Source organism: Agarivorans gilvus (genome assembly GCF_001420915.1).
GTDB lineage: Bacteria > Pseudomonadota > Gammaproteobacteria > Enterobacterales > Celerinatantimonadaceae > Agarivorans > Agarivorans gilvus.
The window spans coordinates 2,530,043-2,544,133 of record NZ_CP013021.1; the positions used below are offsets into that span (position 1 = coordinate 2,530,043).

Annotated in this window: 10 protein-coding genes and 1 pseudogene; 2 read left to right on the forward strand and 9 right to left on the reverse strand. The window is 45.5% G+C overall.

The annotated features are described in order from the left end of the window. Positions 1-13 precede the first annotated feature (13 nt). From tssL to tagH, 4 genes and pseudogenes are all read right to left on the reverse strand, one after another. The gene (gene tssL / locus AR383_RS11790; RefSeq protein ID WP_055733320.1) at positions 14-1,318 is read right to left on the reverse strand and encodes a type VI secretion system protein TssL, long form; all 1,305 of its coding nucleotides are present in this window, start codon (positions 1,316-1,318) and stop codon (positions 14-16) included. Positions 1,319-1,341: 23 nt separating this feature from the next. Then, positions 1,342-2,667: a type VI secretion system baseplate subunit TssK gene (tssK, locus tag AR383_RS11795; RefSeq protein ID WP_055733321.1), complete on the reverse strand. Its 1,326-nt coding sequence runs from the start codon at positions 2,665-2,667 to the stop codon at positions 1,342-1,344. Positions 2,668-2,688: 21 nt separating this feature from the next. Further along, positions 2,689-3,153 (reverse strand): type VI secretion system lipoprotein TssJ, encoded by a 465-nt coding sequence (gene tssJ, locus AR383_RS11800; protein ID WP_055733322.1) that lies wholly within the window; start codon positions 3,151-3,153, stop codon positions 2,689-2,691. Beyond that, positions 3,150-4,525 (reverse strand): annotated as a pseudogene (gene tagH, locus AR383_RS11810) (type VI secretion system-associated FHA domain protein TagH). Before tagH ends, tssJ begins: the two are co-directional and overlap by 4 nt. A 299-nt stretch (positions 4,526-4,824) precedes the next feature. Between tagH and AR383_RS11815 the strand changes: the two are divergent. Continuing rightward, positions 4,825-6,852, forward strand: coding sequence for a serine/threonine-protein kinase (locus AR383_RS11815; RefSeq protein WP_055733325.1), 2,028 nt, complete (start codon positions 4,825-4,827; stop codon positions 6,850-6,852). Between the two features lie 332 nt (positions 6,853-7,184). Next, complete coding sequence (locus AR383_RS11820; RefSeq protein WP_055733326.1) at positions 7,185-7,523, forward strand: DUF3316 domain-containing protein; 339 nt, start codon at positions 7,185-7,187, stop codon at positions 7,521-7,523. A 161-nt stretch (positions 7,524-7,684) separates the two neighbouring features. Here AR383_RS11820 and AR383_RS11825 read toward each other — a convergent pair whose 3' ends face one another. The 5 genes from AR383_RS11825 to AR383_RS11845 all read right to left on the reverse strand — a co-directional run bounded on the left by AR383_RS11825 (position 7,685) and on the right by AR383_RS11845 (position 14,038). After that, on the reverse strand, positions 7,685-8,782 hold the full coding sequence (locus AR383_RS11825) for an ABC transporter ATP-binding protein (protein ID WP_055733327.1): 1,098 nt from the start codon (positions 8,780-8,782) through the stop codon (positions 7,685-7,687). Next, positions 8,775-11,036, reverse strand: a complete 2,262-nt coding sequence (locus AR383_RS11830) for a glycoside hydrolase family 2 protein (protein WP_055733328.1) — start codon at positions 11,034-11,036, stop codon at positions 8,775-8,777. Before AR383_RS11830 ends, AR383_RS11825 begins: the two co-directional genes overlap by 8 nt. Then, positions 11,036-11,848, reverse strand: coding sequence for a carbohydrate ABC transporter permease (locus AR383_RS11835; RefSeq protein ID WP_055733329.1), 813 nt, complete (start codon positions 11,846-11,848; stop codon positions 11,036-11,038). The genes AR383_RS11830 and AR383_RS11835 overlap by 1 nt, the downstream gene beginning before the upstream one ends. Before the next feature lies 1 nt (position 11,849). Next, positions 11,850-12,557 carry a carbohydrate ABC transporter permease gene (locus AR383_RS11840; protein ID WP_198150146.1) on the reverse strand — a complete coding sequence of 236 codons (708 nt, stop codon included), beginning with the start codon at positions 12,555-12,557 and terminating at the stop codon, positions 11,850-11,852. 221 nt (positions 12,558-12,778) lie between these two features. Further along, the gene (locus AR383_RS11845) at positions 12,779-14,038 is read right to left on the reverse strand and encodes an extracellular solute-binding protein (RefSeq protein WP_055733330.1); all 1,260 of its coding nucleotides are present in this window, start codon (positions 14,036-14,038) and stop codon (positions 12,779-12,781) included. Positions 14,039-14,091: the final 53 nt, after the last annotated feature.

The window sequence follows — 14,091 nt, forward strand, 5'->3', positions numbered from 1 at the left end:
TCCCTTGCATTTGCTAATAGAGCAAATCAATTTCTACACGGCGGTTTAACGCCCGCTCAGATTCGGTATTATTTCCAGCTCGAGGGTCCGAGTCTCCGCGCCCTTCAGGCCATAAGCGTCCCTGTAATAAGGTTCCCACCGACATGGTGTTAGCCACCGCAGTAGCCCTAGCTAAAGACAGGTGCCAATTCGATGGATAACGACTAGTGAAAATGGGTTGGCTATCGGTATGACCGGTGATGAGTATTCGGCCGGAGGTCGATTCCAATGCCCTCGATAGTTTTTGCAGAACAGGAACAACCGAAGACTTAACTTCTGCGCTTCCTGGGCCAAACAATTCACTAGACTTGATGGTGATGCGAATTCGGTCATTCAGAGGACTAATTTCAAGTAATTGGCGTTCAACTTCGGTTTGCAAACGCTGCTGCAGCATTAAAACTTGTTGGTCATCAACCGTAAGCACTTCGGCATCCGTCGACTCCCACCTCGCTAACTGATTGAGTTGATTAAACACCTGATCTGAATAGTTATTAATGAAGTAGCTACAAGCCATGTAAATGGAAAGTAAAATCACCCCGTAGATAGCACCGATAACCCACAGAGGTAGTCCACCATTGGCTTCACTGCCAATCGTGACGCTCTTGATACTGTTTGGCGAGAGCTCGATATCTGGCTCACCGTGAATGGTTTGCAAATGCTCGAAAGCCTGTTGTCGATAGGCTTCAAGCTTATCGCTACCTTGTTGCTCGACTCGCATCTTGCCGACGAAGCCCAAAGACAAACATAGGTACTGCAGCTCCAATAACTGTGTTTTGGCATAGGGCGCGGCGAGGTTCTCATCAAGCAATGTAAAAAAATGCTCACCGCCCCAAGTTTGCGAATGAAATGTGGAGAGTAAGCTATCGCTAGCCCATATAGATTGCCCACCCCAACTGGTATTTAATACCGTTTCGTCAATGAAGCAGCAGACGCAATAACGAGCGGCTTCAATCACCTCAGCACTGATTTGCTGATGACGTAAATTGGCTTCGTAATCGCGAATTTTATCAATACAGACTTGGCGTAAAGAGGCGATATCACCGTGCTTAGCCGTGCAGCGAATTTGTCCCACCATCGACAACAAGGCACTCGCTTCATCTATTAGCGGGTTATCTCCAAACTTAGGTAGCTGTACTCCTCGTTCCTTATTTTTTGAAGGGGTAATCACTACCGTACATTCCGCCTCGGCCGCTGAGGCAGCTATTTTACCTAGCTCACTGGTCGATTTTTGAGCCCCACGACTACCAGGTCTAGGCTTCATTACCGTTGCTTCAGACATTTAATTCATCCTTGGAACTTTTATTACTGGCTGATCGCCCAAATTTGCATTTCAAGATCGGGATAACGACCCGATAAGTGAATAGCTACGCCACCACTAGCACTAAGGCGTGACCAGTAATCGTTGCTTTTATCCAATTTGAAATAATGAAAACCTGCGTGATAAGGAATTTGCCGAGGCGCCACCGGCAAGCCAATTGCCGCAATCCCTGGCAACTGGTTATTCACCAAATCTCGTATATGTTCTACAGGGCCAATTTTGACTTGCGCGGGGAAACGCTTGCGCAGCTCATCAGCGCTGATATTGGCATTTACTGCCAGCACAAATTCAGCACGCTCTAACAAACCTTTGTCTTGAACTTGTGCAACTCGGATCCCGTAACTGGTTTCTTCTAGATTAATTTGCACAGCGGTTTGCTCTAATACCATGCTCATAAACTGGTTAAGAACAACCATTAGGTCGCCAAACACTCGGGTAAGTTCATCGTGTTGATAAATGGGTAACTCAGGAGGCCTTTTTTGCTTACTGGAAAAAGTCGCAATTTCACCGGCTAATGCCGCAAGCTCTTGATATAAACGCTCGGGGTGTAAACCATGGGTGGTAATGATGTGCCCCAGCAAGGCATCAAAACGATTTAATAGCTGTAACATTAAAAAGTCGGCAATTGAGCTAGCGCTACCTTGCCCTGCGCCAAGACGAGCCGCTAACGCGGTTGCTCGCTGACGTAACATGCCATGAATTTCACTAAGCTGACGTTGCAATATGGGATTAGCCTGAGCGTCTAGGCAGGCAGGAATAAACTTCTCATCTAAGGTCACCTTCCCCTCTTCTGAGACTTCCACTATCTTGGCAATAGCGAGTGTGTCGTAACCGGACAAGCTATCGCTCTCTAGTTTTAACTCAAAACCCGCTTGGGCCAGTTGCACCACTTCAACCGCATCATTTCCAATATTAGTATCGACGACTTCATGGTCGACGAAGCGATAACGAGTAACACAACTTCCTGCAGCAGAAACATTAAGACCATCTGATTTCTCGCTCGGCAACACCAGATAGACCAGCTGATCTCGCACACCACTATTGAGAGTCAAAGGCTCAGGCAATGGGTCTCGGAGCGGGCTTATCATGGTTGCACCGTCCGGTAAGCATGCTTTAATGCTGGTAAAGCCAAACTTGCCATTTCCTAATAAGGCTTGGTTCAGCTCTAGTTCACTGATTCCCCAATAATAACTAGATTGCTGAAATAAGCTTTGCTGCATCTGAAAATTCAGGCTTCGCTCTTGCTGCTGAAAATGTTGTGGCCGCAAGAACATACCTTCGCTCCAAGCCACACGACAAAAGTCACTCATCTAAGATTCCGTATTTACGCTCTATGGGTTGCCAACAAAGACGGCTAATTCACCAACGTGAATGTCGAAGGTTTTATATTCTGTAGGATTTACAGCAACCACTTCGCGCCAACTGGCCGTATCGATGTCGCGATAGGCTACCAACACACCGGCGTAGCGCACGCCAGGCATTAATGACAATTTATATTCGTGTTCACTACCCGGTTCGAATTCAAACTCAGTACGATTAATAAGATCAGGCCCTAATACCGATGAAGCATCATCGTATAAAGCAAAGAAGTCCTGACTATCAAATAAGGTACGCGAGGACAGTTCAAATACCTTAACCACCACTGGAGAGGCTCGGCCAGTAATATCAGGATTAACATTTTCAGCGACGTGAAATTGTAATTTTGAATATGGTTCGACTACATAGTTAGCCACCGTGCAGCCTAGTATTGAGATACTCAGTAGCGCACTAAGTACTAATTTCCCTATATTGCTCATCGTTGTCCCTTTTGTTCTATGCTTTTTAAAGTAGATTCATAAGCCTTGGCAAAATCTTCCATATAAAAAGCGTTACTATTGCGGTTAAATTCATTCTCTAAATCGCTATATATGGAACAATAACGATTCCAATTTTTATGCTTTTCAATAGCCGAATAGACTTTAGCTATCCCTCGCTTATTCAGCTCTTTCGATTCTATTAACTTAGGGTCGAGCAATTGCATAAGCCCAGCGACAGCCCCTTCGATGCCAGATAACAAGGCATATTCATGTCGTTCCAAATCAATAAAGGCTTCTTTTACCGCGCGTTCAGGGGGAGGAACCCTGCCGTTTTACGCTGCAACAAATTATGAATCGCGTCTTCGGCATTGGTAGAGAACTTCAAGGGGTTGTTTTCATTCCTTCTGAATGTCGTTTGATTAATACGACTACTTTCTTTAAATGCGGCGCGGTTATGTAAGGTATTCATAATTCCGTCTAAAGAATCTCTGGTAATCACCCCTAACTGATGCCACCAGCGCACGGCATTATCCTGAGAAATTAAATCACTAGAGATGCCCATTCCCTCTAAAAACGCGGCCAATTGAGTAGCTGCTTGATCGCTAGCTTGCAGGCTCGTTGCTTTAGCAATCGATGGTGATGATACAGGGGCTGAAGCCGCTACAGCTGGAGGGACGGAACTCTGTTGGTGAGCGACACTGTTAGTCTTTGTGGGCGGATTTAAGGTCTCGGAAGCAGCAGCTACAACGGCAGGCTCTGATTTCAATAAATTAGAGCCTGCAAATAATGCATTCCAGTCCTCAGGAATATTAGATTGCTCATCTCCCCCCAGTTCAGGCGGAAAAGAGAGGGCGTCATCTAAGTTCGCATTAAAGGTGGAATCTAAACTGCTATTTGATGCGCTGTTTGGCTCAGCCAACATACCGAAATCTTCAGCTACACTGGCTGCAGGCTCAAGCGGAGATGAAGCGCTCGAATCTACCACTGCACCAGGATGCTTAGAGGCCTCTAGATGACTTTGCGGTGATTGCTTAGCATCTGATATGGCTACCGCGATTTCATAATCTCCAATAACCAATACATCGCCATCATTCAGTAAATAAGGCTGATCTTTATTTAAAGGTTCAACCGAACGATTAACAAATACGCCATTGGTAGAGGTATCGTAAAGCCAATATTGCCCTTTAACTGACTCAACCCGCGCGTGACGACTCGAAATAACACGCTCGGGGTCCAGCAAACACCATGAGCACTGACTCGCTCTACCAATGGTGATAACTGATTCACCAGAATCCGCCTTAAGCTGCTTGGTTTCTTCCACTCCAGAGGTAAATCTGTGATAGCTCACCACAGATAAACACAAATCCATCATTTCCCGTCCCTTTATTTTATCTGTGAGAAGAACCCATTCCCTCACAAATAAATATTGATCCAAATATCAATACCAAAAAGAGCGAGCATTATTGCACTCAAAGAATAAATTAATCAATAGCACTTATAATAATTTTAACAATAAAAATTATTATGTATGTTCCATTTCAAATCCTTTGTTGATAGCATTCTGCTCGTTGTAATGAATGGCAATATCACAATTGCATACAAAAACATACTCAATTTAGTAAATAGATATATGTCTATTTATATTATTAATGATATGAATTGGAATAATCCATGGAAGGCGAAAAAAAAGGCAACGAGCCCCAGAAAAATAAAGGGATCGATAAAACAATTAACCCTAATACTGGGGTAAGTAAGTCAAAAGATAACAATATTAAGCCACAAGCTAATCAAAAAGTGCTTAAGCGAGTAATAAAAAAGCGCTATCAAATTGAAGGTTTAGTTGGTCATGGTGGAATGTGTGATGTTTATCGCGCCAAAGACTTACTACTCGAAGCAGCAGGAGATAGCCAGCCCTACGTAGCCATTAAGTTACTGCAAAAAGAATTTTACGATCAGCCTGATGCAGCTAGGATTTTAATTAGAGAAGCACGAAAAACCCAACGCTTAAGCCACCCCAACATTATTCGAGTACACGACTTTGGCGTAGATCAAGAAGACTACTACTTAGTGATGGAGTGGTTAGATGGACAAACCTTAGATGAAGTAATCAAAAGCCATCGACCCAATGGATTAGCCTTCAAAAACAGCCTTGCTCTACTGAAACAACTGATATCGGCTTTACGCTATGCGCATGCTAATGGTGTAGTTCACGCCGATCTAAAACCTGGAAATATCATGCTATCTCGGGACGGTACTATCAAGATTTTTGATTTCGGCGTATCCCGGGCTTTAAACCTTAATGCCGACCAATACGCTGCGGATAAGCCTGAAGATACGTCGCCTGTCAGTGGTTTTACCCCAACTTATGCTTCTCCTGAACTACTCTCAGGAGCGGCTCCGAGTATTGCAGATGACGTATTTGCCTTTAGCTGCATCGCCTACGAACTATTATCGAGCAAGCACCCATTTAATCGAAAAACGGCTAATCAAGCCAAACAACAAAACATCAAACCTAGCAAGCCCAAACAAGCACCGTTATTACGTTGGCCGATCTTAAAAAATAGTTTGAACTTGGATTCAGCAAAACGCATAAGCGATTTAGACAAAATAGAAAAAAGCTTAACCAAACGCTATCTAGCGCCAAGTTTTAGCGTGGTCGTCATCGCCGCCCTCATCGGGGCATCACTTTATGGCTACCAGCAGCTAGATCAGCAACTCGCGACAAATAAACAACAGCTCGCTTTATTACAACAACAAAACCTAACGGCACAAGAGCTACTAGCATTGAGCCCACAACAGTTTTTACCCAAGCTAGAAACCATTCCGGCAGATCTACACCTGCCCAAGCAGGCTTTACTTAGAGACAAACGCCGTTTGGTCATCGAATACTATGAGAAGAAAATTGATGACCTACTTAACAATAGAAACGACGCTTACCCTGATTACTACGCTATTCAGTCGTTGTTACAACAAGCTAATCAAATTTATCCTGATTCTTACGCACTAGCTCTAATTGCTGAAAACATTAGCCAAGGATGGATGGGAACCATTGAAGCGCTAAACCAACGCCTGAATACCCACCTAGAACAAGGCCGCTATCAACATAGTGAACAAGGGGACGATATATACACAATTTATAGCGACTTAAAACAAGTCAAAACCGACTATCAATTTAGCCCGAATGAGAAGTCTATTGAGACTTTCGCCAAATCTTTTGACAAAGCGGCAGCCGAACTAAACGTCGTTCCACTCGCTCAAGTACTAGAAGCAGGCGAAACATTTTTCGCTAACATCGACTCGCAGCAGCAGCGCATAAGCAATGGCCTAGAGTTAAAGCATGCCATAACAGCGATGGCAGAATACCAAGAAGCGATAGACAATGATTCCCCAGCAGAGTTTCCCTACCAAGCTGCAGAGCTGTTTTATCAAGACCATTTCCAACATATGCAAACTCGAATCAGTCAATTAACTCGAGTGAAGTCATTAGATAAAGTAGTCAAAGAGCTTGATAAAATGGCGAAAGGGATGCCTGATGACTTTTCTCATCTAGTCGAAACTCGACAGACCATCGTGAATAAGTACTTACGCTTCTCAGACTATTTGTTACAACATCGTCGCAACAAAGAAGCCAGAGCGGTGATGAAAAAGGCGCAAGACTTAATGACAAAAGTTCAAGAAACTCATGTAGTTCGCGCATAATCAACAAAACTAACCAGCTTCCCAGAGTGGAAGCTGGTTTGAATGACCTCGCTAGCTACGAGCAGCTCATTTCACGCTTTCCGAGCATCGTTAATTCTAGTCGTACCAACACACCAAGACTGTATCCTGTATATTGGAAACAAGATCCCACATCTCACTAACTAAGAGCTATACCAAAGGCTCTAAAACTCTAAAAATATGAATAAATTCAACAATTTAACCTTAATGACAACTGTTATTCCCTGCTATCAATTTCATTTTAATACATTCCTTAGGTCACACCGAGACAACAACTCGGAAACAACAACCGATTACCGATGAGGAATATGAGCATGAAAAACTTAACTATTCTAGCCACGGGCCTACTTGCAACGGCTTCTGTATTTGCTTCTCCACTTACCGTTAGCAGCAGTACCACTGTCGATGCTGGCACCTTCCAAAGCAAAGCAGCAGCCTATGATGCGGGTTTCGCCCTAGCCGATTCGCTACAAGCAATGAACAACGCACAACTAGGTAAACAACTTGACGTAGCGACTTACACACCCGCTAGCAACATCAAAATTGCCGGCCGTCAGGTTCAAGTAGAAGAGATTGCTCACAGCCGTGATGATATTCAATACCGCGCCGTTGTGAACGTGGACTACCGCTTCAAAACCATTGAAAGCAACTAATGTAGAAACAAAAAAAGAAGGCAGGCCAGCGAGATTAATCCGCCAGCCGCCTTCTTCAGGCAACCCCACCCTATGACTCAAAGAAATAAAAAGGCACGAACTAAAACCTCATTTCGCGCCTAGTTATTGCAACGTTCTTTCAATTAAGCCTTTAGCAACACTTAGTTGGCCAGCTTGGGTACTATCCTTACGCCTTCACTATCAAATAAATGGCAAGCCGCAGACTCACAACTTAAGCTAATGTCGGTATATAGTTCAGGGCTTTGGTCACCATTTAGGTGAACTTTAAAGCCATCTACTTGGGCACAGCGACCAAACATGTAAGTGGCATTTCCCAAACGCTCAGTCACTTCATTGTTAAAGTTAAGCTTTACATCCCCTTGCAGTTCTAAACTCAAGTGCTCTGGACGAATACCGAAAGTCAGCTTTTGCCCTTGTTGTAAGTCATAACGCTGGCCATCCATGCGCAAGCTATCACAGCCATTTAATAACAGCTCAACGTAGCTATCGCTGACCAGCTTTACTTCGGCGGGTAGAAAATTCATCTTAGGCGAACCGATAAAACCCGCCACAAACAAATTATTTGGCGTATGGTAGAGCTCCATAGGCGTGCCCACCTGCTCGATATGTCCTTTGTTTAATACCACTATCTTATCTGCCAAAGTCATGGCCTCGACCTGATCGTGGGTCACGTAAATCATGGTGTTTTTTAGCTCTTGATGCAGCTTGCCAATTTGAAAGCGCATATCTACCCGCAGCTCGGCGTCTAGGTTGGATAGCGGCTCGTCAAACAAAAATACTTTAGGGTCACGCACAATGGCCCGGCCAATTGCCACGCGCTGGCGCTGGCCTCCCGACAATTCCTTAGGAGTGCGGGCTAACAAGTCCTCTAACTGCAAGGTTTTAGCCGCACGCATCACTTGTTTTTGCACTTCGGCTTTGGGATGGCCATTCATCCGCAAACCAAATCCCATGTTGTCGGCCACATTCATGTGCGGATACAAGGCATAGGATTGAAACACCATGGCAATACCACGTTCTGCTGGGTCGCGCTGATTCACTAAGTTGCCACCAATGTAAATTTCACCATCACTGATGTCTTCTAGGCCCGCAATCATACGTAAGAGGGTTGATTTACCGCAGCCCGATGGCCCAACAAATACCACAAAATCACCTTCATCAATATCTAAGTTAACACTGTGAATGGTTTGTACATTACGATAACGCTTAGTGACATTTTTAAGAGAGATATCAGCCATGGTTCACCTCTAGCTGTTCGGTTGTTTCTGACGTAATCTGAAACATAAGCTGTTGTTCAGCAAATGTTTGACTGTGGATCTTCAAGAAGGCCTCACCTTCCTCGTAAGCGCGCACCCATAAGGCTGCCACCCCGCCGTCGATGCTCAAAACCTTAGGCCCCAGCACCTGTAAATTAGCACTCGTTTCAAGACTCAGTACATCTTTGAAATAAGGCAATAACAGACCATTTTGGTCGAGGGCTTGAATAGTTACGCGACTCACGTCTCCTTGTTTAGCCAACAAGGTTTGCGTTTGCGCCTCCACCAATAATCGACTTGGCAAAGTGGACGCAGCTAGCCATAACTCTTCCACCATTTGCTCACCGATGTAACCGCGGATCCGTAAGTCATTCCAAGCATAACCCCAGTCACCTAGCGGGAAGTCACCGAGGTTCCATTCGTCAATCACCACCGGTGGATTGGGCAAGTTAGGGAACATGGCTCGGTCAGGGAAGAAGCTTTTACACTCACCAGTGGGCATGAAAATCTCAACCCGCTGGCAGTTGGTCAGAATCACTAAAGGCAAAGGTTTGGCCTCGGGACGTTCACCTCTAGTCCAATAAGTAACCGGTTTTAACACCACGTGTTTACTGGCTGGCTGCTGGCTGGCATACACCGAGGCAGCAAACTTAGGCATGCGGAAGGCGTCGTTGATTCCGTGATAACACACCTTATCGCCACTGCCAAAGTCGCGGTGGGTATTGTAGTCAAACAAACACCAAGTAATTGCGCCGCTAATATTGGGGTTGGCATGGCTCGCATCCAACACCTTTAAGTGGCGCATAACGTGTTCAATTTGCCAGCTTTCACAGTCGGTGCGCTTGGTGGGGAACATATGCCCGGCGTATTCGGTCACCAAATAAGGTACCGGCTTAGCTAAACCAGTGACATTTTGCGGACTGCGCAAGTTTTTACTGCCATCACCCAGCACAAAGTCATTCATGGTGTAGACGTCTTCAAGGAATTCACTGTCTTGAATGCAGCGCACTCCACCGGTTTGCCGCGTTGGATCTAACTGTCGTGCCAAACGATTAGTTTTAGCATAAAACTCATGGTTGTCGGGTGACTCGTTAATTCTTACGCCCCACAGAATAATGCTGGGGTGATTCCAGTCGCGTTGGATCATGGCGCGAACATTATCTAAGGACTTCTGTTGCCAAGCTTCATCGCCAATATGCTGCCAGCCGGCGATTTCTTCAAATACCAACAAGCCCAGCTCATCACAGCGATCTAAGAAATCTGGAGATTGGGGATAGTGAGAGGTTCTTACCAAGTTAAAGCCTTGCTCATTTTTGATCAGCTCGGCGTCCAATTGTTGGGCGCGCTTGCCCATGGCGTAACCCACATAGGGATAACTTTGGTGACGGTTCACCCCGATAATTTCAACACGTTGATTATTTAAGAAAAAGCCCTCGGTACGAAACTCTGCCTCTCGCAAGCCAAAACGGCTTTGGCAACTGTCGAGACAGTCTTGGGCACTTAAACTCACCTGCACCTGATAAAGATGGGGATTATCACAATCCCACAGCTGAGCGCCTTCGGCTAAATTAAACTGACAACTTGCGCTGTCGGCCCATTGTTCTAAGCGCACATGCTGAGAGGCCAGTAGCTTCGCAGCGGGGTCGTACAAGTCAAATACCAGCTCAATTGGTCCGCTTATCGGTGCAAATTGCTGCAAGTAAGCGTCAACATTGATCAGTGGCTGCGCCAAGACATTCTGGCTTTGCACTTTTAGATTTTTGATCCGTGCCGCGTCGTGGTGATGCAGCGTCACATCGCGATAGATTCCCGGAAAACAAAGGTAATCAATGGCGCCACCAAAGGGCGGTATGGCGGGGTTTTCTACCCCACTCAACAATACGCTAATCAGGTTAGTACCCAATTTTAGCTGCGGAGTGAGCAGCGCATCGAAGGGGGTATAACCATCAGTATGCTCAGCCACCAGCTGCCCATTCACATACACCTTGGCATTGCTTAATGCGCCAGCAAAATGCAACAGCATAAACTGGCTCAAGTCGGCTTCGCTGCACTCCAGCGTGTAGTAATAGCTAAAGTCGCGGTGCAAGCGGGTTTCATCAAAATAATTAAGTGGGATATCTACCGCATTATGTGGCAAATCAACCTGTTGAGCCTGACTTAAATCACTCGATGAAGGGCTAATTGCATGCCCTTCCAGGAACAGCCAGTGGTTATTAAGTAAAGTTTTACAAGGCATTATTTAATTGCTCCGGTCATGCTGGCAATAAATTGTTTTTGCATAGCAAAGAAAAGAAGAAGGCTAGGTAAGGTCGAGACCACGGTGCCCACCATAATTAGGCCAAAATCCGGTGCGTAGGCAGAGGCAAAGCTCGATAGCACCAAGTTAATGGTTTTTAAATCACTGGACTGCAGCACAATCAAGGGCCAAAGAAAGGCGTTCCACGAGGCCATAAATACAATAATAAAGGCCGCCGAATAGCTTGAGCGCATAATCGGCACGTACACGTAGAGAAAGATTTTCCACTCTTTTACGCCGTCAACCCGCGCCGCATCAATCAGTTCTTTGGGGAAAGTTTTAGTACATTGGCGAAAGTAGAAGATGATGAAAGCGCCAGATACGGTTGGTAGAATTACCGCCAAGTGCGTGTCTAATAAACCCGCCTTACCAAACATGGTAAATAACGGGATCATTAAGGCCGCAAAAGGGATCATCATAGTGGTTAGCAGCGCCGCATAAACGCGGTCGCGATTCTTACTCTGGTAAATCTCGAAGGCATACCCGGCAATCGAGCACACCGCCAAGGTAGCAAAGGTACTTAACAGCGCGATTTTACTGGTATTCCAAAATATTAAGGGTAAATCCACTTGTGAAGTCAGGTTATTAAAGTTCACCAATAGCTGATCACCAAAGGTGAATTTGCCCATGTTGATGTCACTGGTTTTATTGGTGCTGGATACCACCATCCAGTAAAACGGGAACAAAGAAATCAGGCTCATCACCACCAAAAACAGGTGCATGCTGATATTTTGAATGCGAGAACGGCTCATATTAACGGTCCTTGGCAACTTTGAATTGCAGCAATGCCAGCACAGCGGCAAAGGCAACAATCACGTAAGACACAGCAGCCGCGTAACCAAAATTAGGCACGAAACTGAATGACAAATTGTAGATATACAGTGACAAGGTCAGCGTCGAATTGGCTGGCCCACCGTTGGTAATATTCATAACCTCATCAAACAGCTGTAAGGTACCAATGGTGGAGGTAATACTGGTAAACAGAATCACCGGTTTAAGCAGCGGCACGGTAATAAAGAAAAACTGTTTGATTGGGCTTACCCCGTCGATACGCGCCGCTTCATAGACCGACTTATCAATGTTTTGCATCGCCGAGAGATAGAAGATCATGTTGTAACCAGTCCAGCGCCAGGTAATCGCGATAATAATCGTCACCTTGGCCCAGAACGGGTCGGCCAACCAGGCAATCGGTTCATCGATGATATGCAGAAATAACAAAAATGAGTTAATCACCCCATCTAACTCAAACATACTTTTAAACAAGATGGAGTACGCCACTAGCGAGGTCACACAGGGCAAAAAGATAGCGAGGCGAAACCACTGTTTATACTTCAGGCGTGGCGAGTTTAAGCACGATGATATTGCCAGCGACAATAAAATCATGATCGGCACCTGAATCACTAAGAAGGTTAGGGTATTGAGTAAGGCGGTTTTAAACATGGGGTCATGAAATAAACGCACCACATTACCAAAGCCGACAAAATGGGTGACAACCCCCTACCCGAATGCAGTGACAGCCACAATGAGTTTACTATCGGATAAATGGTCATCAGAGCGATAAGGCCTACCGCCACACTGACGAACGCCCACCCGTTCACATCATACAGCTTGTGAAGTTTAGTCTTGGACATCTGTGAACCTTTCTAAGAACTGAGCTGGGGGAAGTCCCCCAGCCAAACGACTTACATGATTTGGTATTTAAGGTTGTTTTCTACTCGTTTGAGGATGTCATCCACGGGTTCACCCTTGAGTAAGGCCGGGATTTCGGCGGCAATCGCGTTATCCACTTCTTGAGTGAACATGCCGTACTGCACCTGAGGAATCTCGCCCACCCATTTAGCAAAGTCTTGGAATACTTTCTGGCCGCCAAAGAATGGCGCTTCTTCTGCGTAAGCCGCGCCACTACTAGCTGGCAAATACGTGGCTAAGGCACCGCGTTCTAGCAATAGCTTTTGATACATGTCGGTATCATGGGCAAAGGTGGCATTTAAAAACTCAATTGCCGCCTGTTTGTTGGCGCTAGCATTTAATACATACCAGCTAGAACCACCTTGGTTTGAGGCTTGTTTAGCGCCTTCAAGCTTAAGCCGTGGAATAGGAGCCACCCGCCATTTACCCGCTTGCTCTTCTACGCTTTTAATCGAGCCGATAATCCAAACGCCCGACGTGACCGTGGCGACTTGTCCAGCATTAAAGGCCCCTACAAAACTTGACCAACCCGAAGTAGGACGGACAATTTTGGCATCGTTAATCTTTTTAATGGTAAGCAGGGTTTCTTTAAGGGCTTGGTTATCGGCAATGTTTAACGAGCCGTCTTCCTTAAAGAACCACTCGCCACCGGACTGCATCATAATGTGCGGCAATACCACATCATTGATGTCGTAGGTCAGCATGTTTACGCCGGTTTTTTGTTTAACTTGTTTACCGATTTCGATGAACTGATCCCAGTCCAAGTTCTGCATGTCTTGCTCGCTATAACCGGCTTGGCTAAGGTAGTCAGAACGATAAAACAAACCGGCCACTCCCGAATCAAAGGGAATACCGTAAACGTTTTTATTAATGCTCATCACTCCCACTTTATAGGGAGCAAATTGGCTGTAATCCACCGTATCTTGCATCGGCGCAAACGAGCCAGGATAAGCCTGTAAGAATTTTTGAGCGTTATAGTCTTCTATCAACACTATGTCGGGAAGCGAGTTGGTGATCCCCGAGGCCAACATGGTGTGCAGTTTCTGCTCGATATCTTCCTTACCCGAATCCATCACTGTGAGACTGAAATCAGCGTGCGTTTGTTGATAGCGACTGGCGGCTTCATTCATGGCCGCCACATTAAAATTGGGATCCCATGCCCAAACGGTGAGTTCTTCAGCGGCAATTGCGCAACTCGCCAAGCTTAGGGAAGTGCTTAATAGTAGGGTGGTAATTTTATTTTTTGTTGTCATGGTAGAATATTCCTTTGGCTATATTCACCATCCAACATTAGAGTTGCCCCCCC